The sequence below is a fragment of the Nonomuraea fuscirosea genome, from assembly GCF_003001935.1.
Classification (GTDB): Bacteria; Actinomycetota; Actinomycetes; order Streptosporangiales; family Streptosporangiaceae; genus Nonomuraea; species Nonomuraea fuscirosea.
The window spans coordinates 357,863-379,727 of sequence record NZ_PVNG01000005.1; the positions used below are offsets into that span (position 1 = coordinate 357,863).

The 21,865-nt window shown below is 71.2% G+C and carries 19 protein-coding genes; 10 read left to right on the forward strand and 9 right to left on the reverse strand.

Annotated elements, in window-relative coordinates:
• Positions 1–4 precede the first annotated feature (4 nt).
• From B0I32_RS14465 to B0I32_RS14475, 3 genes are read left to right on the forward strand one after another with little or no spacing between them, the layout of a single operon-like run.
• Positions 5–961: a hypothetical protein gene (locus tag B0I32_RS14465; protein WP_245955825.1), complete on the forward strand. Its 957-nt coding sequence runs from the start codon at positions 5–7 to the stop codon at positions 959–961.
• A 35-nt stretch (positions 962–996) separates the two neighbouring features.
• On the forward strand, positions 997–2,187 hold the full coding sequence (locus tag B0I32_RS14470) for an FAD-dependent monooxygenase (protein ID WP_106238945.1): 1,191 nt from the start codon (positions 997–999) through the stop codon (positions 2,185–2,187).
• Positions 2,184–2,684: a GNAT family N-acetyltransferase gene (locus tag B0I32_RS14475; protein ID WP_106238947.1), complete on the forward strand. Its 501-nt coding sequence runs from the start codon at positions 2,184–2,186 to the stop codon at positions 2,682–2,684. Before B0I32_RS14470 ends, B0I32_RS14475 begins: the two co-directional genes overlap by 4 nt.
• On the opposite strand, the gene B0I32_RS14480 is transcribed toward B0I32_RS14475, so the two are convergent.
• Positions 2,665–4,827: a hypothetical protein gene (locus B0I32_RS14480; protein WP_106238949.1), complete on the reverse strand. Its 2,163-nt coding sequence runs from the start codon at positions 4,825–4,827 to the stop codon at positions 2,665–2,667. The two genes, B0I32_RS14475 and B0I32_RS14480, sit on opposite strands and share 20 nt — an antisense overlap.
• A gap of 63 nt (positions 4,828–4,890) precedes the next feature.
• Positions 4,891–5,403 carry a GNAT family N-acetyltransferase gene (locus tag B0I32_RS14485; RefSeq protein WP_106238952.1) on the reverse strand — a complete coding sequence of 171 codons (513 nt, stop codon included), beginning with the start codon at positions 5,401–5,403 and terminating at the stop codon, positions 4,891–4,893.
• Positions 5,404–5,565: 162 nt separating this feature from the next.
• Here B0I32_RS14485 and B0I32_RS14490 point away from each other — a divergent pair, with 162 nt between their 5' ends.
• Positions 5,566–5,922 (forward strand): helix-turn-helix domain-containing protein, encoded by a 357-nt coding sequence (locus B0I32_RS14490; RefSeq protein ID WP_106238954.1) that lies wholly within the window; start codon positions 5,566–5,568, stop codon positions 5,920–5,922.
• A 28-nt stretch (positions 5,923–5,950) separates the two neighbouring features.
• Here the strand turns inward: B0I32_RS14490 and B0I32_RS14495 are convergent, their stop codons facing one another.
• The 4 genes from B0I32_RS14495 to B0I32_RS14510 all read right to left on the reverse strand — a co-directional run bounded on the left by B0I32_RS14495 (position 5,951) and on the right by B0I32_RS14510 (position 8,857).
• Entirely contained in the window at positions 5,951–6,541 is a 591-nt protein-coding gene (locus tag B0I32_RS14495) for a ClpP family protease (protein ID WP_106238956.1), read from the reverse strand.
• Positions 6,538–7,164, reverse strand: a complete 627-nt coding sequence (locus B0I32_RS14500; protein ID WP_106238958.1) for a ClpP family protease — start codon at positions 7,162–7,164, stop codon at positions 6,538–6,540. The genes B0I32_RS14495 and B0I32_RS14500 overlap by 4 nt, the downstream gene beginning before the upstream one ends.
• A gap of 96 nt (positions 7,165–7,260) precedes the next feature.
• Positions 7,261–7,857: a TetR/AcrR family transcriptional regulator gene (locus B0I32_RS14505; RefSeq protein WP_181307379.1), complete on the reverse strand. Its 597-nt coding sequence runs from the start codon at positions 7,855–7,857 to the stop codon at positions 7,261–7,263.
• 79 nt (positions 7,858–7,936) lie between these two features.
• A complete protein-coding gene (locus B0I32_RS14510) occupies positions 7,937–8,857 on the reverse strand; it encodes an endonuclease/exonuclease/phosphatase family protein (RefSeq protein WP_106238961.1) in 921 nt (306 codons plus the stop codon).
• Positions 8,858–9,571: 714 nt separating this feature from the next.
• On the opposite strand from B0I32_RS14510, the gene B0I32_RS14515 reads away from it, so the two are divergent.
• On the forward strand, positions 9,572–10,669 hold the full coding sequence (locus B0I32_RS14515; protein ID WP_106238963.1) for a hypothetical protein: 1,098 nt from the start codon (positions 9,572–9,574) through the stop codon (positions 10,667–10,669).
• A gap of 28 nt (positions 10,670–10,697) precedes the next feature.
• Here the strand turns inward: B0I32_RS14515 and B0I32_RS14520 are convergent, their stop codons facing one another.
• Positions 10,698–11,534, reverse strand: a complete 837-nt coding sequence (locus B0I32_RS14520; RefSeq protein ID WP_106238964.1) for an alpha/beta hydrolase — start codon at positions 11,532–11,534, stop codon at positions 10,698–10,700.
• A gap of 318 nt (positions 11,535–11,852) precedes the next feature.
• Between B0I32_RS14520 and B0I32_RS14525 the strand changes: the two genes are divergently transcribed.
• Positions 11,853–13,379: a serine/threonine-protein kinase gene (locus B0I32_RS14525; RefSeq protein WP_106238966.1), complete on the forward strand. Its 1,527-nt coding sequence runs from the start codon at positions 11,853–11,855 to the stop codon at positions 13,377–13,379.
• Between the two features lie 101 nt (positions 13,380–13,480).
• Positions 13,481–14,257 carry a phosphotransferase gene (locus B0I32_RS14530; RefSeq protein ID WP_106238967.1) on the forward strand — a complete coding sequence of 259 codons (777 nt, stop codon included), beginning with the start codon at positions 13,481–13,483 and terminating at the stop codon, positions 14,255–14,257.
• 25 nt (positions 14,258–14,282) lie between these two features.
• Here the strand turns inward: B0I32_RS14530 and B0I32_RS14535 are convergent, their stop codons facing one another.
• Positions 14,283–14,495, reverse strand: a complete 213-nt coding sequence (locus B0I32_RS14535) for a hypothetical protein (protein WP_106238969.1) — start codon at positions 14,493–14,495, stop codon at positions 14,283–14,285.
• A 240-nt stretch (positions 14,496–14,735) separates the two neighbouring features.
• Between B0I32_RS14535 and B0I32_RS14540 the strand changes: the two genes are divergently transcribed.
• The 3 genes from B0I32_RS14540 to B0I32_RS14550 are packed head-to-tail and all read left to right on the forward strand — an operon-like array spanning position 14,736 to position 18,578.
• The gene (locus B0I32_RS14540) at positions 14,736–15,431 is read left to right on the forward strand and encodes an NUDIX hydrolase (protein WP_106239215.1); all 696 of its coding nucleotides are present in this window, start codon (positions 14,736–14,738) and stop codon (positions 15,429–15,431) included.
• A gap of 13 nt (positions 15,432–15,444) precedes the next feature.
• On the forward strand, positions 15,445–16,587 hold the full coding sequence (locus B0I32_RS14545) for a 5'-methylthioadenosine/S-adenosylhomocysteine nucleosidase family protein (protein WP_245955826.1): 1,143 nt from the start codon (positions 15,445–15,447) through the stop codon (positions 16,585–16,587).
• On the forward strand, positions 16,584–18,578 hold the full coding sequence (locus tag B0I32_RS14550) for a hypothetical protein (protein ID WP_106238972.1): 1,995 nt from the start codon (positions 16,584–16,586) through the stop codon (positions 18,576–18,578). Before B0I32_RS14545 ends, B0I32_RS14550 begins: the two co-directional genes overlap by 4 nt.
• 158 nt (positions 18,579–18,736) lie before the next feature.
• On the opposite strand, the gene B0I32_RS14555 is transcribed toward B0I32_RS14550, so the two are convergent.
• Positions 18,737–21,721 carry a golvesin C-terminal-like domain-containing protein gene (locus B0I32_RS14555; RefSeq protein ID WP_219911789.1) on the reverse strand — a complete coding sequence of 995 codons (2,985 nt, stop codon included), beginning with the start codon at positions 21,719–21,721 and terminating at the stop codon, positions 18,737–18,739.
• Positions 21,722–21,865 lie beyond the last annotated feature (144 nt).

Consider the following 21,865-nt stretch of genomic DNA (forward strand, 5'->3'; position numbering starts at 1 on the left):
TGTCATGCGTGCTGCCGTCGTCAACTCCGCACAGGCGACCCCCGTCTGCGCGGACTTCCCCGCCCCGGAGCCCCAGCCGGGCCGGGCTCCGCTGAGCCTCGTGGGCGCGGGTCTGCACCACGTCGTCCGAGGCATGGCCACCGGCCGCCACTATCGCGGCGGCAAGGCGTTCCCCCTGGTCCCCGGCGTGGACGCGGTGGCCAGGGCCGAGGACGGGCGGCTGGTCTACACGGGCCTCGCCCGGTCGCCCTGGGGCACGATGGCCGAGTCGATGGTCACCCCGTTCGAGGTGGACCTGCCCGCCGGGGCCGACCCGCTCGCCGTCGCCGCGGGCATGAACCCCGCCTCGGCGGGCTGGATGCCGCTGGTCGCCCACCGCAAGGAGGCGGGCGAGCTCGGCACCGTGCTGGTGCTCGGGGCGACCGGCATGTCGGGCGGCCTGGCCGTACGAGCGGCGCTGGCTCTCGGCGCGACCCAGGTCGTCGCGGCCGGGCGCGACCGTGAGGCGCTGGACCGGCTGAGTGGCCTCGGCGCCGTCACCGTCCCGCTCGCGGACCCGGCCTCCGATGCCGGAAGAGCCGCTCTCACCACCGCGGTCGCCGAGGCGCGGCCCGGGCTCGTCCTCGACTTCGTGTGGGGCCCCGTGGCCGAGGCCGCCTTCGCCGCGCTGGGCGGCATCCGCCCGCACGACGGCGAAACGACGTCGTACGTGCAGATCGGCTCGCTCGCCGGAACCGAGGCGGCGCTGCCCGCGGACCTCCTGCGCAGCCGGCGGATCCGGATCACCGGCAGCGGCATGGGCTCGGTCTCCAAGGCCGAGATGATCGTCGAGTTCCCCGAGATGATCACCCGGTTCGCCGACGGCACCTTCGACGCGCCGTACACCACCTACCCGCTCAGCCGCGTCGGCGAGGCGTGGGCGCACCAGGGGCGGACCCGCGCCGTCGTCGTCCCCGGCTGACCACGCCGCACCCACCGGAGAGAGGAAGGCACAGCATGCGGAAACGCGCATTGGTGGTCGGGCTCGGCATCGCCGGCATGGCCGCGGCGATCGGGCTGCGGCAGGCCGGATGGCAGCCGGTCATCGTGGAGAAGGCCCCGGATCGCCGCAGGGGCGGCTACTTCGTCGGCCTCATGCCCGAAGGCAGACAGGCCGCCGCCGACCTCGGCATCCGCGACCACCTGCACACCCGCAACCCGCCCGGCGGCGGGAAGGCCTGGTCGCTGAACCGGCACGGCAACCTTGAGCCGGGCCTGGGGTTCCTGCACCAGCCGGGCGACCCGGCGGCGGTGGTCCGCGGCGACATCGAGGCCGCGCTCTGGGAGGGCATCGGCGCACACGGGGCGGGCGAGCCCATCCCGGTGCGCTTCGCCACGCGACCCGTCGAGATCGACGACAGCGGAGCGGACGTCCGCGTCCTGCTCGAGGACACCGCCACCGGCGCGTGGCGGCGCGAGAGCTTCGACCTCGTCGTCGGCGCCGACGGAATGCGTTCGCACGTGCGCCGCATGGTCTTCGGCCCGCACGAGAACCACCTGACCGGCTGGAACGCGATGATCTGCGCGTTCCAGCTCAGGGAACAGGTGCCGTCGTTCCAGGAGGCGGACAGCATCATCAGCGCCCGCGCCGGCCGCGGAGCCTGGGTGTTCGGATTCGCCGACCGGCCCCCCACCGCTCTGCTGACCTACCGGACCGAGGACGTCGAGGCGGAGTTCACCGGATCCAGGATCGAGCGGCTGCGCACCGCGTTCTCCGACATGGACGACCCCGTGGTGCGGCACGCCCTGGACTCCCTGGAAGAGACGCCCGACTTCCTGTTCGACTCGGTGCACCAGGTGAAGATGCCCCGGTGGAGCAGAGGCAGGGTCGTGCTCGTGGGCGACGCGGCGTGGTGCCTGAACCTCTACTCGGGCATGGGCGCCACGTTCGCCCTCCGCGGCGGCGCCGACCTCGGCCGGGAGCTGCGCGACCACCCCGGCGACCTCGCCGCCGCGCTGACCGCCTGGGAGTCACGGCTGCGCCCCGCCATCGTCAGGCACCAGCACCTCGCCCGGGTGAAGCAGCAGCTGTTCGTGCCGTCGAACCGTCCCGCCGAAGCCGTCCGCTCGGTGGTCGTGCGGCTCGCGTGCACGGTACGGGAGCGCAAGCTGGCCAGGACCCGTACCACGGAGGAAAGGGCGGCATGACCGTCATCGAGGAGCCGCAGGACCCGTACCGAGGAAGGAAGGGCGGCGTGATCGTCACCGAGGAGCCGTGGGACGGCGCGGACGGCGTCCGCCTGCGCCAGGCCATGCGGGCCGAACTGGCCGCCCGCTACGACATACCCGACCAGGAGAGCGAGCCGCCGACCGCGGAGACCATCACCGTCTTCCTGATCGCCCGCGACCCGGCCGGCGAGGCGACCGGCTGCGGCGCGCTGCGCCTGCTGGACGACGGTACGGCCGAGATCAAGCGCATGTACGTGACCCCGGCGGCACGCGGCACCGGCGTGGCGACCCGCGTCCTGCGTGCCCTGGAGGAGCACGCCCGGCGGCACGGGGTCGGCACGCTGCTGCTGTCGACCGGCGTGCGGCAGCCCGACGCGATCCGGTTCTACGAGCGTGAGGGGTACCAGCGGATCGACGGCTACGGACCGTACGCCGGCGAACCCCTGGCCAGGTGCTTCACCCTTCAGCTCGGCTGAGCGGGAGATTGAGCGGCGTGGTGACCAGCAATGACCATCTGCCGTCGGAGAAGTACGAGCCGTTGTCGTCCGTCCAGAGGATCACCGGCCGTCCCGCCTGGTCGAGCGCCATGGCCAGGACGTCACCGGGACCGTTGCGCGTGCCGGTCACCGCGGTCCGGGCGCAACGGCCCTCCGCGCAGGTGGCGAGCATGACGTACGGGCGGACGGCGTCCTGGTAGGCCACCAGGACGCGCCCCGCCCGATCGATGACCGGCACCGGCGGTGCGTACGACTCCCCGGACAGCGTGACGGTGACGTGCCGCGCACAGTCCCGGGAGCGGCAGTCGACGAATCTGGCCGCCGAATCCCGGATGTCCTGGTACGCCAGCACCGGCCGGCCGTCGGGGCGCACCGCCACCGCCACGGCATGGCGCGGGGTGTCGCGGGTCCGCTCGATCGCCTGCGGCGGCACCGGCCGGGTGACGCGCGGGCGCGCGCAGGCGGGGGTGTCGCAGGAGATCACGTGGATCGCGCCGGTCCTGCTGTCCATCCTCGCCACCACCGGGCCGCCGTCGGCGCCGACCGCGACGGACAGGGTCTTCGACTCGGGGTAGTAGCCTCCCGAGGGGATCCGCGCCACCTTCCGGCTGACCGGGCGCGTACAGGCGGGGTCCGCGCAGAGGATCAGGGAGATCTCGGCGTCGTACCGCCCTCGGCCGCTCTCCACCTGCTCGGCCGTGGCGACGACCAGCCCGCCGTCAGGGCGTGCGGACATGGCCAGCGGCAGGAGGCCGGCCACGTCGTGCCGCGAGATGAGGGGTCGGCCGCCCGGCGGCGGGAGGCACGCCCGCTGGTCGCAGATCAGCAGGCCGAGCCGCTTCCAGGTGTCCCACTCGGCGTGGTGCCGCGTCCACGAGGTCAGCACCAGGCGACCGTCCGGCAGCGCGGCCCCGCCGGGCTCGAGACCGAGGTCCTGGTTCGCGCCGTGGGCGTGGCGTAAGCGGGCCCGGCGGCAGGTGGCGTCGGCGCACGCGAACATCGCCGACGGCTGCTGGAATCCGCCGTGGACCAGCGCGACCAGGCCCGTCCCCGGCCCCGCGTACAGAGCGCGCAGGTCTCCCGCGCGGAGTGCGAAGCCGTCCGTGCCGTCCCCGAACGCGTTCCACCACGCGGCGGTGACGTCCGTCTCGCTGGTCTCCAGCCAGCCGAACGGGTTGGCCGTCGCGACGCCGCCGTGCACGAGGCCGGGCAGGAGAAGCGCGGGCAGCACGAGCGGGAACCGGACCCGGCGGCGCGGGCCCGTATCGGGCAGGCCGGCCAGGATCCGGTCCAGCTCCTCGGCCGAGACCGGGTCCGGCCGCAGCGCCAGCCGGTGCAGGAACTGGCGGGTGATCACGCTCGCCTGGAAAGCGGTTCCGACCGGCGCCAGTACGCCGCCCGCCAGGCCCGTGGCGTACATGAGCGCCGGGCCGTGCAGCCCCGCCATGGCCGCGTCCAGGGCCGCGGAGACGACGCCGGGGATGACGTACACACCGCAGGCGAGGGTGAACACGCTGGACGGCTCATGACCGATCACCAGGTCGTAGCCGCGTCCGACGGCGCCGATCGCGGAGCGGCCCTCCAGCACGATGGCGGGCACGGCCAGCAGCGCCGGCATGGTGAACAGCGCCAGCCCCACGAACACGATCATCGCCGGAACGGCGCTTCCCGTCACCGTCAACGCCGCGTACCCGGCGGCCACCACCAGCGCGAACACGAGCGCGGCCAGCAGCACGAGCAGCATCATGGAGGGCAGCCGGCGCAAGGAAACCCCCAGCGCCCGACGCGCGGACACGGGCCGCCCGCCCGCCTGCAGGCTCGCCGCGATCAGCACGGTCGCGGGGAACACCACGGCCTGCGCCACGGTGAACGCCACCAGCACCGCCGCACCCGACACGAGCAGCTGACCCGGCTCGGCGCCGAAGATCTCCAGCTCGCCGTTCCGCACCACGGCCGACCCGCTGAGCAGCGGCAACAGCGCCAACGCGGTGATCAGGCCCAGCGGCGCGAACACCACCACGGCCGGCGCCACCAGCGGCACCAGCTGCCTGAGGGCAGCCAAAGAGGCGCGCCCGACGACGAACGGCCGCCCCAGCCGCGCCCGGGCATCCACGGTCTCCACAGACCGCACTGTCGCAGCCCTGCTGATCGTTGGCTGTCCACCGGCGGAAAAGGGTCTGCCGCGTCAGACGCCGAACGGGGCGGGGTAGACGATGGTGCCGCCGCCCGGCGCCGGCGCCGCCGGGTCCAGGGTGAGCGCCATCATCGCCTCGTCAGGCACCTCGAACGGGGGACGGATGCCGTAGGCGGAGGCGGGGGTGAAGCCGAACCGCGGATAGTACTCGGGGTGGCCGAGCACCAGGACGAGGTTCTCGCCCAGGTCGCGGGCGGCGGAGAGCCCGGCGCGGATCGCCGCCGAGCCGACGCCCCGCCGCTGGTGGCGGGGCGGCACGGCGCAGGGCGCGAGGGCCAGGGCGGGCGCGTCATCGACGTGGCAGCGGGTGAGCAGGGCGTATCCGGCGGGTCCCTCGGCGTCCGTGGCGACGACGGAGAGAGCCGGGATCCAGGCGGGGTCCTCGCGCAGGGCGTCGACGAGGTCGGCCTCCAGCGCGGTGGGGAACGCCGCCAGCAGGATCTCGCGGATCACCGGGACGTCCTGCTCGGTCTCCGCGCGGGTGCTCCAGACGATCTGCGACATACCGGCAGTCCTTTAGCAACGTTGACGTATCCATGTGACCCTAACGCGCGGCGGATAGATACGCAAACGTAGCCCGGGAAAGGCTCATCAATCAGGCGAGGGACGGTTCCGCTCTACGCGAAGCAGGCAGCACGCGAGCGCACCGGCTGTCTATGGTGAATTATGGCCTCCACCATCCCGCCGCTGCGTCCAGCGTTCGACCGGACCGTCCCCACGCCGTCGCCGGCCCGCGAGCCGCTGTGGCGGCACGCGCTCGGTGAGTGCCTGCGCGGCCTGCGCCACGAGCGGGGCGAGAAGCTGAGCGAGACGGCGAGCCGCGCCGGTGTCTCGCCGCAATATCTCTCCGAGATGGAACGAGGCCTCAAGGAGCCGTCGAGCGAGATGATCGCCGCGGTCGCCGGCGCGCTGGACGTGACCCTGATCGATCTGACCCTCGCCGTCGCCGACAACCTGCGCTCCGCTCAGCCCAGCACGTCGACGGGCGCCACCTGCTCGGCCGCGTACGCGCTGGCGGCGTGACGCGACCGGCCGGGGCGGTCCCACCGGCCTACGCGTGCTCCTCGATGATCTGGTCGAGGAGCCCGTACTCCATCGCCGCGGTCGCGGTGAACACGCGATCGTGGTCGGTGTCGGCGCGCAGGGTCTCGATGCTCTGACCGGTGTGCCGTGACAGGATGCGCTCGATGTCGGCCCGGACGCGGACGACCTCGTCGGCCTGCAGGATGAGATCGGGGATCGCGCCGCGCCCCTGGGCGGCCGGCTGGTGCAGGATGACCCGGGCGTGCGGAAGGGCGGCCCGCTTCCCCTCCGCGCCCGCGGCGAGCAGCACGGCGCCCACCGCGACCGCCTGTCCGACGCACGTCGTGGAAACGCGCGGCCTGATATGGCGCATGGTGTCGTAAATGGCGAGCATCGCGCTCGGATCGCCGCCTTCGCAGTTGATGTAGAACTGGATTTCCGCGTCGGGGTTGTCCGACTCCAGGAAAATCAGCTGCGCGATGAGCGCGTTAGCGACGCCCGCGTCAATCGCGGTGCCGAGATAGACGATGCGCTCGGTGAGCAGGTGCGAATAAACGTCCATGACGCGCTCGCCGCGCGGATTCTGCGCGATGACGTTAGGGATCGTATAGGTGGTCACTGGCCGACTCCTTCGGTGACGCCGAATCCGGGTCGTGGGCGATGTTGCGGCGCTATTTCGTCGAAGGTCTGCACGATGCCGTCGATGAAGCCGTAGTCGAGCGCCTCCTGCGCGGTGTACCAGCGGTCGTGCAGCGAATCCTCGAAGATGCGCTCGACCGGCTGGCCCGTGTCCTCGGCGATCAGGCCGAGCACGGTGTCACGCGTGTGCCGCAGGTCACCGGCCTGCAACTCGATGTCGACCGCCGTGCCGCCGATGCCCGCCGAGCCCTGGTGCATCAGGACGCGCGCGTGCGGCAGGGCGCGGCGCTTCCCTTTCGCCCCCGAGGACAGCAAGAATTGCCCGGCGCTGTAGGCGATTCCCAGAACAAGGGTGGAAACGTCACAGGGAATGAGGCGCATGACGTCGCGGATCGCCAGCATCGAGGGCACGGAACCGCCCGGGGAATGAATCCACAAGGCGATGTCAGCCGACGTGTCATGCGTGGCGAGCGCCATCATCTGCGTGGCCAGCAGAGTGCCGTTGTCGTCGTCGAGCGGGCCGTCGAGAACGAGAACTCGCTGTTCGTAGAGTTCGCGTCGCACCCGTGCGTTGAACAGGGGAAGTTTCGATTCTTCGCTCATGCGTCCATCATGTGAGGCGCCGCGGACCGAAGTCGACGTAATCCGCCTGGGGCAGATCTGCTGTGAGCAGATGAGAATCCCGTGACCTGCGGATGATCACGCCCGGTCGTGCGTGAGGAGGGGCATGATGGCCTGGTCGAGGAACTCCTGGATGCGCTCCTCGCCGGGCGGCGTGCCCGTGTGCAGGTAGTGCTGCAGCATCAGGCCGCTCGCCACCTCGATCGGGAGGGACGTGACGGCCGCGCCGGAGATCTGCCCCCGCTCGGCGGCCCGTTCCAGCGCCGCCAGGAACAGCCGCCGGCGCGGGCGGACGATCTCGTCCACCACCGCCTCCGCGATCTCGGGATGACGCCGGCGTTCGCCGGCCACCGTCAGCAGCACCTGGCCGGTCAGGCCGTCGAGCGAGGCGGACATGCGGCGCAGCAGCACCAGGAGGTCCTCACGCACGTGACCCGTGTCCGCCGGCTGGTCGAGGACCGGCAGGGCGTGCCTGAGGGCGTCGACGACCAGGTCCTCCTTGGTGCCCCAGTGGCGGTAGACGGAGGTCTTCGCCGCCCCGGCGCGGGCCGCCACGCCCTCGATCGAGACCTCTCCGTAGCCGCGCTCCGCGAGTTCGTCCAGCATCGCCTGGCGTACCGCCTGGAACAGCACTTCGCGGCCGCGCCGCTTGGGACGGGCGGAGGTGTCGGTCACCCCGCCCATGATAGCGACGGCACAGTAGCTAACGGGCTGCTCCCGGCGCGGACGGGGCTGCCCGCGCCGGGCTCCCGCGTCACGTTCCCGGCAGGTAGCCGATCAGTGGCGCGTGGTCGGAGTACCCGTTCGGCGGGCCGCTGTCCGGCTCGTTCGCGGTGCGGTCCATAAGCGACTGGTCGGCGTCGCACCAGGTGAAGCGCCGGCTCGTGCCGGTCCTGGTGGCGAAGATGTGGTCACGCTTGCGGTAGACGTGCTTCCCGCTGGTCCAGGCGTGATGGGTGACCTCGTCGCGGGAGTTGCCGAGCGAGTCGCACTCCTCGTACGCGCTGGACAGCGGCTTCAGCTCCGCCGAGCCGGGGAACAGGTTGAAGTCGCCGCCGAGCACCACGTCGAGACCGCCGGCGGAGGCCGCGGCCTTGACGTTCCTGACCTGCTGGGCCCGGCGTGGATCGGCGGGGTCGGCGAGCACGTGGGTGGTGCAGATCCGGGTGCCGGCCCAGGTGTCCGTGCGTACGCACAGCGTCGGCAGGGTCTGCCCGCTCTGCCCGGTGGGGTCGGGCGGCAGTGTCTGCGTGACCGTGGTCCCGGTGATCTCCGCCTTCACCGCGATGCCGAGGCCGAGATCGCCCTCCAGCGAGCCGCGGCAGTCGACGCGGCCGTCGGGGCGTGCGCCGTCGGCCCTGGCGAAGGACCAGCCGGGGCCGAGGGCCGCCTTCAGCAGGTCCAGATGACTGCCGGGCGCGGCGCCGCACACCTCCTGCAGCAGCAGCACGTTGGCCTGGTGCCGGGACACGAGCCCGGCGAGCTGCTCGACCTTCTTGTCCGGTTCATTGCGGTACGGGCAGTAGCCGGCGTCGCCGCGTTGCCCGCCCGCCTCGCCGCAGACGTTCCACGAGATGACGCGGAGCTCCGCCGCGGCGGCGGCAGGCAGGGGCAGTAAGGGCACGACCAGCGCCGCGGCGACGGCCGCCCAGAGGGGTTTCGCTCGTTCGAACATGAGACCGCAGCGTAGGGACGAGCGCTTTAACCGCGCTATGGGGCGGGCTGCTGCGCGTTGAGCGGGGCCTCGATCTCAGCGGCCTCGATGGCCTGGGCACCCTGGTCGGCCTGCCGATGGGTCTCGGCCAGGTGGTAGCGGACGTTGCCCTCCGCGGTCCTTCGCGCCAGGGCGCGGAACGCGTGCCGGGCTTCGGCCAGTTCCCGGGCGGCGCCCCTGACCAGGTCGGCGGCGAGTCCGACGGATCCTGGCCGGCGCGCCCCCTTCGGGCGCGGCGACCAGGTGGGGGACGTGGCCAGCGGTAGGTGCCGCAGAGGCGGACGATCTCGGCCGCCGCCTGCTGATGGGCACGATCCGGCCGGCGTCGAGCAGCAGAGCCGCCAGGACGACTCGATTGAGGCTGCCTCCGAGGTGGATCTCGTCTCCGCCGTGTTCCACGCTCAGCGGTCCGAGAATCCTGAAGTGCACGATCGCCTCCGCTGGCGGGATTGCGGTAGTTGACCCGATTTCAGGGGCCATGCCGACGTACCTGGCCTTCCAACGACCGGCCAGGCTACACAGCCTGTGCGGATCTTGCATGAATCGCGCATACGTTTCGCGGGGCGACCTCGCCTCCCCCTCGGGGAACCGCACCTGCCGAACCGGCCGCCCCGAACATTTACCGTTTTTTCGAAGAGATCGTGCCGCACCGCCTGGTCCCGCTTGGATGCGCCTATGAGATCTCTCCGACAGGGCGCCTTACTGGCCGCGGCCACGGTCGTGACGGCCGTGGCCACTCCCGTGACGGCGACGGCCGCGCCGGTCTCGTGCGAGGCTCCGGCGCGCGGCAGCGCCGGCTACAACGACTTCGTGCTCACGTACAAGTCCGAATGCGCCACGAAGAAGAACTACGACCGGACGTTCCAGGACGTCACGGTGTCCACCCTGGTCGACAAGCGCAACAAGCTGTCGGTCACGACGTCCACGGCGCTGGCCGGCTCGATCGCGTCGGTCAAGGTGAACGACAAGGAGTTCATCACCAGCGGCGGCCACGGCGCCGCCTTCCAGTACGCCTTCCACGCCTGGAACCAGGGCGAGTCGCCCAGCGAGTGCTACAACCCCACGCAGGCCGGCGCCAGCAAGGACGACAACCGCATGCCGCCGCCGTACCACGGTCCCAGCACCAGCGCGCTCTACACCATGGCCAAGTCGGGCAGCTCCATCCGCACGGCGGGCAGGCCCGCGTTCTTCGTCACCCTCGACGACCCGAAGCCGGGCTGGGGTGACTGCCGCGCCGCCGACCACCAGCCCGAGCGGGTGCCGTTCACCATGGGCCTGTCGCCGTACTGGCTGCAGACCTCGATCGAGCTCGCCCCCGACCACGACGTGCCCAAGCTGGAGAACGTCTTCCGCACCGCCGCCACGATCACCTCGGAGGACGAACGGCACGACCACTTCGACGGCGTCTTCGTCGCCTACCTGCAGCCGGACTTCACCAAGGTCTTCTCCTACGGCCTCACCACCGGCCGCCTGTCGCCCAGGCCCGCCGACTCCCACACCAGCAAGGACCCCATGGTCCGGTGTACCCCCGACGGCGACTACTGCCTCGGCATGTACGTCCGGCCCGACGTGCTCGGCAAGGCCTACTACTACACGATGACCCGCCCGCCGATGGACTACAACGCCCACTTCGGCGAGAACACCATCCAGGTCACCGCGCCCAGCGGGGCCATGGACAAGGGCGAGAAGGTCTCCTACGAGACGTACATCGTGGTCGGCAACAGGAGCCGCGTCCAGAGCACCATGACCCAGCTCCACCGCGCCCTGCGCTAGACGCCTTCCAGCCGCCCGTCACCCTCCGTCAGCCGAGCGCGGTGAGGACGCCGGCCAGTTCGCCGGGCATGGAGAGGAAGGGCGAGTGGGAGGCGTCGAGCGTGACGACCGAGGTCGGATTGTCGGGAAACGCCGCGTCGGCCTCGGCGATGAACCTCGTCTGCACGTCCGGCAGGAGGGCCAGGTCGCGTGTGCAGACGATGTACGTGCGCCGCACCGACCCCCAGCCATCGTGCGTCAGGGTGGTGGTGCCCAGCATGATGCCGACCGGGCTGTCGGGCGTCAGCAGGCCGGCGGCGGCCTCGGCGAGGGCCGGGTCGACGTCACTGTAGAACGCCTCGCGCACCTGCCGCCGGTAGGCCGGGTCGCCGGTGGCGAAGTCGAGCCGCAGCGCGCCGATCCTGGCCGGATCCCCGCGCAACAGCGGCACGACCAGGCTGTCGGCGGCCTCGGGAATCTGCGTGTACGCCACCGCGGGCACGTCCGAGGCCGGCATGTACGCGGTGAGGTACACCGCGTGCGCCACCAGTTCCGGCGTCCGCTGAGCGATTCGCGTCAGCACCGGGCCGGCCGCGCTGTGGGCCACCACCGTCACCGGCTCACCGCCGCCGATCCGCTTGAGCCGCGCGGTCAGCGACTCGGCCGCGTCGTCGAGGCTCACGTCCGCCACGGGTGAGACCTCGGTGCCGACCGCCTCCGGGTCGTACGGCTGCTCGGTGAACCATCGGGGACGGCGGGCGGACAACCCGTGCCCCGCCATGTCCACCGCCACGGCCGGCCGCCCGGCCGCCACGACATGGGGGACGACTTCGCTCCAGCACCAGGAGCCGTGCCAGAAACCGTGGACCAACACCAGCGTGGACATGGATGCTCCCTGAGGTGGCGCCTGTGTCGAGGCTCGGTGAACGGTGGCGTCTCGGGGCCGCGTCGGCGCCCGCGTGATCCATACTGCCCGCATCGTCAGGGCCTCGGAACACGCCGAAACTGCGCCTCTGCTCTGACCAGGCGCTTTCCCCGGCAAGATCCGCAGGAGGGAAGAGGACGGGTGCGGCGGCCGGGCAATCGGGCTGGCGGCAACCCCGGCGGCCGCACGCCATCGCCTCTATGGCCGTCGTTCCCGGCCTTCAGCCTCTTCGCCGGTAGAGGTTGCATGAGCATCCAATGATCGGGTAGGCCGGACGCTATGTCGGTTTCGCGGTGTGAAGGCTGGCTCCTGGCCGGACGATACCGGCTCCAGGCCGAGTTGGGACGCGGCGGCATGGGCCGGGTCTGGCGCGGCCATGACGAGATACTGGACCGCCCGGTCGCGATCAAGGAGGTCACCCTCGACGAGCGGCCGCAGTCCGAACGCGAGATGCTGCTCAGCCGCACCATGACCGAGGCCCGGCTGGCCGCCCGGCTCTCCCATCCGAACATCGCCACCGTCTACGACGTGGTGGAGGCCGACGAACGGCCGTGGATCGTGCTCCAGCTGGTCTCGGCCCCCACCCTGGCCGGTGTGCTGGCCAAGCGCGGGCCGCTGCCGCCCGTCGCGGTCGCCAGGATCGGGCTGCAGGTGCTGGACGCCTTACAGGCCGCGCACGCCGCCGGGGTCGTGCACCGCGACGTCAAACCCGCCAACATCCTGCTGGACGCCGGCGAGAGTCACGCCGTCCTCACCGACTTCGGCCTGGCCACCAGCGTGGAGCGGCCGGTGGACCTCACCGGGGTGGGCATCGTGGTCGGCACGCCCGCCTTCATCGCTCCCGAACGCGCCCGCGGCGGCCCGCCCACACCGCAGACCGACCTGTGGTCGCTGGGCGTGACCTTGTACACGGCGGTGGAGGGACGCTGCCCCTTCGGCCAGGTCGGGGTGCTGGCCACGATCAGCGCCGTACTGACCGCCGAACCGGCTCCGTTCGAGCGCGCGGGACCGCTGGCGCCCCTGCTCGCGAACCTGCTGGCCAAGGATCCGGAGCAGCGCATCGACACCCGTGCGGCCCGCCGGCAGCTGGAGCGGATCTGCGCCCCGCCCACCGACTACCTGCCGCAGACCGGGGACGTGGCACCGGCCGCCGCACCTTCAGCCGTACCCACTACCGCTGTGCCCGCCGCCGTTCCCGCCGCCGTGCCTTCGCCTTCAGCCGATGCCGGCTCCAGCCCGGCTGTCGTGCCCTTGACCGGGTTCGACTCCACGCCTCCAGCCACGCCCGGATCCCTGCTCGCCGCCGTACCGGCAGCCGATGCGCCCGATCCGCCGTCGCCGCGCGGGCGGGAGCGACGCGCCCACGTACGGCACGTGGTCGTGGCGGCCGCGCTGACCGTCGGCGTACTGGCCGCCAGCTTCTGGCCCGAGGCCCCGTCCGATCCGCTCCCAGCCGCACCACAACCCACCGACCGACTCCAGGCCGCGCTCACCACGCCCACCCCCACCCCCTCCCCCACGGCCTCCAGCGCCACCACGCCCGCGGCGACACCGACGACGTCGCAGCCGTCACGACCGTCGTCCGAGCCCACCACGGTTGCGACGACAACGTCTCGCCCCAGAACATCGCAAGATCAGCAGCCCTCGACCCAGCGCCGCTCGACGACGGCCGGGCGCGCGACCTCCTCGGCCGACATCTGGGTGCCGCCGGGCCAGGCCAAGAAGGCGACCACGTCCCGCGACCAGGTCCCACCCGGACACAGCGCCGGCCACCCCGGCAAGGGCAAGGGCAGAGGCCGCCGCTGACCGGAGACCGGCACCTCCACCCCTCCGCAGCTCCGACACATAAGATCCGGCCGCCGAAAACCAGATGCCGCGACCGGCGGCCCAGGCGTACAAACAGTGTCATGGACGAGCAGCCCCTGACGGGCGGCAGGCATGTCGGCGCAGTACGCATCGGTGAGACCGTCCACCGGACCGCCAACCCGTGGACCCGCAGCGTGCACACCGTGCTGGCGCATCTGGAGAAGGTCGGGTTCGAGGGGGCGCCGCGGGTGCTCGGCTTCGACGAGCAGGGGCGCGAGGTGCTGACGTACCTGCACGGCGACACGATCGGCGAGCAGCACCCCTGGCCCGCCTGGCCGTGGACGGACCGCGCGCTCACGCAGGTCGGGGCCTGGCTGAGGCGCCTGCACGACGCGACGGCGTCGTTCGTGCCCGAGCCCGACGCGGTCTGGTTCGTCGCCCGGCCGTGGCAGCCGGGACTGGTCATCACGCACAACGACGCCTCGCCCTACAACGCGGTGTGGCAGGGCGACGACCTGGTCGGCTTCGTCGACTGGGACACCGCCGGCCCGTTCCCGCGAGAGCGTGATCTGGCGTACTGCGCGTTGACCTGGGTCCCGCTGCACGCCCGGCACGTCGTCACCGCGCAGGGCTTCACCGCCTTCGACGACCGGCACCGACGCCTGCACCTGCTCCTCGACGCCTACGGCTACGAGGGCGACCGTTCGACGTTCGGCCTGGAGGTGGCCGACCGGGCACTCAGGAACGCCGAGGTCATCCGCCGCCTCGCCGCCGGCGGCGAGCCGTCCCACAGAGCACTCCTGCCGTTCGCCGCCAACCTCGAACAGGCCGTGACCGAACTCGAAGCCCTCCCGCCCTCCTTCTGGGTACGCGACTGACCGCCGTCCCCGCGATTCGCCGTACTCAGCCGGGAAGGCAGTCCGTCTCGCCACGGATGACCATGACGTGCTCAGCCGGTGACGACAGCACGATATGTGTCCTGAACTCCTCGCTGGCGAGATCATGCCGGGTACGCTGCGCGGGCCCTCGCAGCCTGACGTCCTTGGCCTGAGCTCCCTCGAAGGTCCGGGTGATGTGCTCCTCGAGTGTCGCACCCGCTCCGGCGGCCTTCGGCACTCCGGGCTCATCCGTCTTCGCGCACCCGGTCAGCACGAGTAACGCGATCAGAGGTCCTGCGAGTACGCACCATGCCGGATGTGACATTGATCTTCTCCGAAGGCGGGCCGACATCCGGCCAAGTCTCATGACGTTCGACAGGACGCCGCCCGCCATTCGACGAAACCGACATGCTCCGGTACCCGATCGTGGCCGAACGGAGAGGTTCCTGTCGAACTGACAAAAAGTTAGGGTGTGTTCATGCCCGACGACCCTTGGCAGCCGCCCCGCATCCTGCTCGCGGTCGACCTGGTGATCCTGACCCTGCGTGCGGCCCGCCTGCACGTGCTGCTCGTGAACCGCGGCATCGACCCGTTCCGGGGCGCCCCCGCCCTTCCGGGCGGATTTCTGGCCGACGAGCACGAGGACATCGAGGCGGCGGCGAGGCGCGAGCTGGCCGAGGAGGCCGGGCTGTCCGGCGTGCACCTGGAGCCCTTGGGCGTGTACGGCGAACCGGGCCGCGACCCGCGCGGACGCGTCGTGTCCGTCGCCCACCTGGCCATCGCGCCTCGCCTGCCGGAGCCGGTCGCCGGCACCGACGCCGTCCATGCCTCCTGGACCCCGGTGGACGACATCCTGGCTCCGGGCGCCGAGCTGGCCTTCGACCATCGCCGCATCATCGTCGACGGGGTCGAGCGCGCCCGGGCCAAGCTCGAGCACACCGCCTTGGCGACCGCGTTCTGCGCCGAGTCCTTCACCATCTCGGAGCTCCAGCAGGTGTACGAGGCCGTCTGGGGCGTCCGCCTCGATCCCCGCAACTTCTACCGCAAAGTACAGGGTGCCCGCGGCTTCATCGTCGCCGTCGGCCCGATGCGCAAGCCCTCGAACGGGCGGCCCGCCCGGCTCTTCAAGGCGGGTCCGGTCCACGTCCTCACTCCCCCGATGACTCGGCCTTAGGAGGTCGATGGTCATGATCGTGATTCTCTCCGCGCTGGACCTGGAGTATCAGGCCGTCCGCAGCCATCTGACGGACCTGCGCGTGCACCGTCACGCTGCGGGCACCCGCTTCGAGCTGGGCTGCCTCGCCGGCGACGGGCAGCAGCTGGCCCTGGGGCTGGTCGGCAAGGGCAATCATCCGGCGGCGGTGATCACCGAGCGGGCGATCGCCGAGTTCTCGCCGTCGGCGCTGCTGTTCGTGGGAGTCGCGGGGGCCCTGTGGCCCGGCATCGACCTGGGCGACGTGGTGGTCGCTACGCACGTGTACGCCTACCACGGCGGCACCAGCGAGGACAGCGGCTTCAAGGCCCGTCCTCGCGTCTGGGAGATCGACCACGAGACCGACCAGATCGCCCGCCATCTCTACCGGGCTGAGACCTGGACCCGCCGCCTGCCCGACGGTGCGGCCGTGCCCGCGCTCCGCTTCGGCCCGATCGCGGCGGGCGAGGTCGTACAGGACTCCACGATCTCCGCGCACGCACAGTGGGTGCGCCAGACCTACAACGACGCGCTCGCGATCGAGATGGAATCAGCGGGCGTGGCACAGGCCGCCCACCACAATCGATCACTCCCCATGGCCGTGGTACGCGGGATCAGCGACCGCGCGGACGGCGACAAGACCGCGACCGATGGCCTGAACTGGCAGCCGAGGGCGGCGTCCAACGCCGCCGCCTTCGCCATGGCCCTCGCCCAGGAACTGATCGTGGAGCACAAGAACCGTCCGGCGAGCAAGGCGAGAGAGGCGAACAGCATGTCCGACAACGTGAAGAACGTCGCCCGCGACAACGCCCAGGTGGGTGTACAGGCGGGGCACATCTTCGGCAACGTCACCGTCGGCCACCCGCCGCAGAGTCAGGCAGCCGATCCGGTCGCGCAGCTCGCCGAGCTGCGCGACCGGCTCGCCAGAGCGCGTAAGGCCCAGGACGTGGACGAGGACACGTTCATCGCGGCGCAGGACGAGATCGCCGTCGCCGCCGAGTCGCTGTCCGAGAAGACAGAGGCGGGCAGGGGCAAGGCGATGATCGCGCTGAAGAAGCTCCGCGGGCTGCTGGCGGACGTGGCGGAGCTGGCGGCGCATGTGTCGGCCGTCATCACAGCCATACGGAGCGTTCTATGAACGATTCCGCCTCCGGTCCGACCAACCTCGCCACAGATTCGGCGAACGTCGCCGTCCAGGCGGAGGCCATCCACGGACCTGTCAACGTCTACCAGGTCGCGGCCGCCGTTTCGGCCGAGGAGACCTTTCAGGCGGGGCTCAACTCCCTGCGCGCGGGAATGGCTCAGGAAGCGCGCAAGCACATCCGTGACGCCGTGGTCCTGCGCAACTACGTCAACGGCCACTCATGCTTCTACCTGCTGCTGGCCCTGCTCAGCGGGCGCACTCTGCAGCAGGTGCCGCGGGACGAGATCGCCATGTTGCGGTGCGTACGCGGTGCCGTCAAGGACGACGACGAGTGGACCGACGCGATCAAGCTGGTCGACCGCCTGCTGACGTCCCGTCCTCAGGAGGGCGGGGTTGTCGGCCTTGAGCAGGAGTTCCAGAAACTCACCGACGAGCAGCGCAACGACATCCTCCAGCACATGGAGATGTTCCTGGACAGCTCCGCCGAGGACGCCCTCTGGGCCCGGGCCTTCGACGCGGCCAGAACCGACCGCTGTGCGAACGACCGGCTGCGCCGGGCGTGGAAGTTCTTCCAGCCGGATCCCATCGGCGCACGGGCACTGCCCACGGATCCCGTCGTCATCGGACTCGGCGTCCGGACCGCGATCACGGCGACGACCACGCTGGCCGTGGCGACCGTCGGCTACATCGGAGCCATGGCGTGGCAGTACGACGGGACGGTGGCGCTGTCCGCCCTGCTCACCCTGGCGACCGCCTGCTACGTGAGCCTGCGCAGCGGCGTGGAATGGCGATACAAGAAGCAGCGTTGGCACGCGAAAGACCGCGCTTATCTGCTCCGGCCGGCCACCACCACCCGCGGCGACGGTTTCGCGAGCAAGATCGACCATCAGTTCGAGCACTATTTCGCGCGCTACACCCCACGGGGCGCCGACAGAGCCCAATGGCTCGCGGAGACGGTGGGTGTCCGCCGTGCCCTGCGCGACGAGGTGGTCACCATCTACCGGGAGAGCACGGTCAACGCCAAGAGCGTCGCCTGGCTCATCCGGTACATGGTCGCCGACGTCGCGCGCCGCTGGCAGGCGGACACGCTGTGGGACTTCCGCAAGAAACTGCGTGTTCCTTTCCTGCTGAAAGTGCTGTGTGTGCTCACCTCGATCACGGCGATCGCGGCAGGCGCTTTTCTCGTCTGGGCCGGCGCGCACGTCGAAATCCTGCTCGTGTCGCTGGCCGCGGTCCCGGCCCTGGCCTCGGTCTGGTCCGCGGCTCGCCTCTGGCTGCGCATCGCCGCGGAATACAGACGGTATTCCGCGGATGAGGCGGAGCGGGATCGCATTCTGGCCGGCCGCCGGGCGGCGTTCGACCGGTGGAAGAAGAAACTGGCCGACCGGCCGGACGATCTCGAAATGGCCCGCTGGCTGGAGTGCGACCGCAAAGCGCTGATGGAGGAGGCGATGACCCTCTACCGGTTGAAACGTCAGGACGTCCTTGCGCACGCCTTCATCGAAGCCCCCGCCACACCCTCCTATTCCCGCGCACGCGTCGAGGACGGGCCATGGCGCTATTCGAAATACAAGATTCTGCTCTTCCTGCTCACCACGGACGGTGTGCGGCAGCTGACCCAGCAGCTCGACTTTCAGAAGGCCACCACGCGCAGCCGGGCACGCACCAACTACCGCTACGACGCGTTCACCTCCGTCCAGGTGGCCGAGACCGACAGCGGAGAGAACGTCTTCGAGCTGACCCTGACCAACGGCGATCCCATCAAGGTGAAGGTGACCGATCCCCCTTCGGACATCACCGAGACCGAGGACAAAGACCCGCAAGGCGCGTCCCAGCTGACCCTCGGCACGGCGGGCCTCGGCAACGCCCTGCACGTCCTGGAGGGAGTGGCCGCGGAGGGCAAGAAGTGGATCGCCTTCGAACGCCAGCGCGAGAAGCTCCCGCTCGCGGAAGTGAGCAGAGCCGTGAACGCTCTCTTCACCTGACCGTCCTCGCCCGCGTCCCGCTCATTGTCAGTGAGCGGGACGGCGTCGAGCTGTCCTCGGCCTCCATCAGCGCGTCTCGACGCTGAGGCGGCCGGCCTCAGTGGCGATCGGTCACGTGAGGAGCGACGATGGCACGATCTCAGGCTGACGTACGGGCTTCATGAGGTGGGGGTGAAGCGGACGGCGTCGGCGCGATGGTTGCCGGGGGTGGTGACGGAGAGGGTCACCGAGGCGAGGCCGTCGAAGGGCCAGGTGCCGAGCGGGTGCCACTCGCCGCCCCCAGTGGTCTGGTCGACCACCGTCTCCTGCTCGCCGACCCGGTAGGTCGCCTGCGTGGTGCTGGCCCTGTGCGCCGGGTACCAGACGGCCACCTCGTACGAGCCGGACGGCAGGCGGGCCGTCCACGTGGCGGTCGAGCCGGTGGTCGCGCTGAACCGGGTGCCGGAGCCGTCGAAGCCCTTGAGGCTGCTGGAGGACCAGGTTCCCGTCTCCCGGTACGGCGGCGTGTCCGAGCAGGTGGGCGGGCCGCCCTCGTTGGTCACGACGACCGGCTCGGAGGAGACGGGGGGCGGCACGGTGTGGGACTCCGAGAGGGGGCCGGTGCCGGCCGCGTTCATCGCCGCGACCTGGTAAACGCCGGGAGCCACGGTGAGGGTGGTCGCTCCGGTCGTGCTGCCGGCCACTGCCGAGGTGCAGCCGCCGGTGACGACGTAGCCTCGGGCGCCCTCGACCGGGGTCCACGACAGTGCCGTGCCCTCGTGGGACAGCCCGGCGGGCGCCCCCGGGACGTCGGTCTCGATCGGGAACGGGTGCGCCGACGTGCCTCCGCCCGACAGCACGTACTGCCGTCCCTTGGCCACCGGGAAGCGGATCGCGCCGGTCTTGGGGTGCACGGTGAAGGGGACGCGGCGGCCGGTCTTGGTGTCGGTGACGACTAGTTCGGCCGGGTTCCAGCCGGTGTTCGCGTTGACGATCCTGGTGCCCTGGGCGTCGAAGGACGAGCCGCGCGCGATCGGGTACACCTCCGCACCCGTACGCGTGATCAGCACGCCCTTGCCGCCCACGAACACCGGCAGCCGGTCCATCCCGATCGCGAAATCCTTCAGGGTCCGCGGCCCCTGGTACACCGCGCCGGTCTCGTAGTCGATCCACTTGCCCGCCGGCAGGTACACGTCCCGCGTCTGCGCGGTGTCGAAGTCGCGTCCGAACAGCGGCGCGGCCAGCAGCGACTCGCCGAACATCCACTCGTGGCCCGCCCCGCCGGGGTCGGCGTCGGGGTAGGCGATGGGCAGCGGCGTCATCGCGTACGGGAAGCCGGACTCGTACCCGTCGAGCACCGCGTCGTAGATGTACGGGTGCAGCGCGTCGTGCCAGAGCGCCATCCGCTGCACCGACGCGGCCAGCTCGGGATCCTCCAGCTCCCACGGCCCCTTGCCGAAGGCCATGACCGGCGTCAGCGCGGCGAACTGGGCGTTGCGCCAGAAGTAGCGCCGGTAGGACGGGTCGGTCAGCGAGGCCTTGGGCGTGCCGCCGACGATGTCGGGTGAGAGGTTGCCGGGGCCGGTGGCGGCGATGTTGAGCAGGTTCACCGGGATCCGGTCGGGGTCCTCGTGGAAGACCTCGCCGCGGCCGTAGATCGTGTCGTTGATGCGCACGACGTCGCCCGGCACCGAGTACGCGGCGTTGCGGACGATCACGAGGTCGCCGTCGTCGTGCAGCGCCTGCTGCAGGGCGTTCCAGTTGCCGTCGCGGTTCAGGTTGGGCGCGTACAGCATGGTGTCCTCCTTGACACCGTCCACGCCCCATTTACGGTTCTGCGTCACGTACCACCGCACGGCCTTCGGGTTCGCGGCGTCCAGCACGTACGTCTCCCCCTGCGGGAACTGCGACTTGGTCACCTTGACCGGCAGGAAGTAGCCCTTGGCCAGGGCTTCGGCGGTGAACGGGCCGTCGTTGGCGTTGGGCGAGACCTTGAAGTTGTTCCGCGCGCCGAGCAGCAGGGCCATGCCGTTGCCGGCGAACAGCTTCTTCAGTGCGTCCGGGTCGGGGTAGCGCGGATTGGGCAGGCCGTCGTCGCGGCCCGGCTCGGGGGTCGAGTCCCACATGCCGAAGCTGTTCGTGGTCCCCTCGGAGGCGTCGCCGCGCGGGCCCGGCCAGAATCCGGAGCCGACCACGCCCCACCGGAGCGGGTAGCCGTGCTCCTTGAACGCCTTGACCGTCTCGGTCACCGACGACTGGTAGGTGTTCCAGGCCAGCGCCCCGTACGCCTCCCAGCCCAGCCCGAACAGCTCGGGCCGCGGCCGGGCGTCGGCGTAGCCGTGCCGGTGCCGTACGTCGCGGTAGTCGGCGTAGATGCGCTTGAGGTCGGGGGCGGCGAAGTAGTACAGGCCCTGGGCGGGCTCGACGCTGCCCAGCCGGTTCTCCGAGGTGGTGAGGCCGACCCGCTTCTGCCCCTCGTCGAAGAGCACCTCGGCGAAGCGCTGCCGGGGGAAGACGACGAAGGTGGAGATGAACCGCTTGCAGCTGCCCTCGTTGGTGAGGTTGTCCAGGACGATGCCGGTCAGCTCCGTCGTCCGGCGCGCCTCGACCTGGCCGCTGCACGGGGTGCCCTGGTCGGGCTGGCCGTCGGCGTGCGCGCCGTAGTCGCCGAGCCCGTACGCGGGCGCCACGGATCCGGTACGGAAGTCCGCGCCCCGATCGGCGGTGATCTTCACGTGCCGGGCGGACGGCTGGACCTTCACCCGCACCTTCGCGCCGGTCTCCAAGGTGACGTCGAGCACGGCCGTGCCACCCGCCCGGCCGGCGAGTTTCGTGGTGACGGCGTCCGCGTCGCCGACACGCAGGCCGGACTCGGCGTGGGCGGGGGCGATCACGGTGCCGTCGCGCCGGGCGAAGGAGTACCGGAAGCCGGCCTTCTGAATGGTCATGCGGTAGCTGTCGCCGCTGATGACGACGGTGTCGCGGGTGTCGGTGACGGAGCCGGAGGTGACCGAGCCGAAGGTGACCGAGCCGAAGGTGGCCGGGCCGGAGGTGGCCGGGCCGGAGGTGGCCGGGCCGGAGGCGGCGTGCGCCGGTGCGACGGGCGCCACGGCGGCGAGCGAGGCGAACAGGACAAGAGGGATGAGTGACGGGAAGCGACGCATGAGTCGTCCTCGATGGGGGGTCGTTTCGGGCATGGGCGCGGCTGGTGCGAGGCCGCGCGGGAGCGCGCCGAAGGGGTCCATGCTCGCGGCCCGCCCGAGGGCGGGCGCATGCGAGCATGGACCGTGCACCACTGTCGTGACGGG

Bases quoted from the DNA above. Each gene is read 5' to 3' on its own strand.
- B0I32_RS14470 (WP_106238945.1), top strand. From the start codon at position 997: ATGCGGAAACGCGCATTGGTGGTCGGGCTCGGCATCGCCGGCATGGCC.
- B0I32_RS14545 (WP_245955826.1), top strand. From the start codon at position 15,445: ATGATCGTGATTCTCTCCGCGCTGGACCTGGAGTATCAGGCCGTCCGC.
- B0I32_RS14550 (WP_106238972.1), top strand. From the start codon at position 16,584: ATGAACGATTCCGCCTCCGGTCCGACCAACCTCGCCACAGATTCGGCG.
- B0I32_RS14475 (WP_106238947.1), top strand. From the start codon at position 2,184: ATGACCGTCATCGAGGAGCCGCAGGACCCGTACCGAGGAAGGAAGGGC.
- B0I32_RS14465 (WP_245955825.1), top strand. From the start codon at position 5: ATGCGTGCTGCCGTCGTCAACTCCGCACAGGCGACCCCCGTCTGCGCG.
- B0I32_RS14555 (WP_219911789.1), bottom strand. From the start codon at position 21,721: ATGCGTCGCTTCCCGTCACTCATCCCTCTTGTCCTGTTCGCCTCGCTC.
- B0I32_RS14500 (WP_106238958.1), bottom strand. From the start codon at position 7,164: ATGAGCGAAGAATCGAAACTTCCCCTGTTCAACGCACGGGTGCGACGC.
- B0I32_RS14520 (WP_106238964.1), bottom strand. From the start codon at position 11,534: ATGTCCACGCTGGTGTTGGTCCACGGTTTCTGGCACGGCTCCTGGTGC.
- B0I32_RS14540 (WP_106239215.1), top strand. From the start codon at position 14,736: ATGCCCGACGACCCTTGGCAGCCGCCCCGCATCCTGCTCGCGGTCGAC.
- B0I32_RS14510 (WP_106238961.1), bottom strand. From the start codon at position 8,857: ATGTTCGAACGAGCGAAACCCCTCTGGGCGGCCGTCGCCGCGGCGCTG.
- B0I32_RS14525 (WP_106238966.1), top strand. From the start codon at position 11,853: ATGTCGGTTTCGCGGTGTGAAGGCTGGCTCCTGGCCGGACGATACCGG.
- B0I32_RS14515 (WP_106238963.1), top strand. From the start codon at position 9,572: ATGAGATCTCTCCGACAGGGCGCCTTACTGGCCGCGGCCACGGTCGTG.
- B0I32_RS14530 (WP_106238967.1), top strand. From the start codon at position 13,481: ATGGACGAGCAGCCCCTGACGGGCGGCAGGCATGTCGGCGCAGTACGC.
- B0I32_RS14490 (WP_106238954.1), top strand. From the start codon at position 5,566: ATGGCCTCCACCATCCCGCCGCTGCGTCCAGCGTTCGACCGGACCGTC.
- B0I32_RS14485 (WP_106238952.1), bottom strand. From the start codon at position 5,403: ATGTCGCAGATCGTCTGGAGCACCCGCGCGGAGACCGAGCAGGACGTC.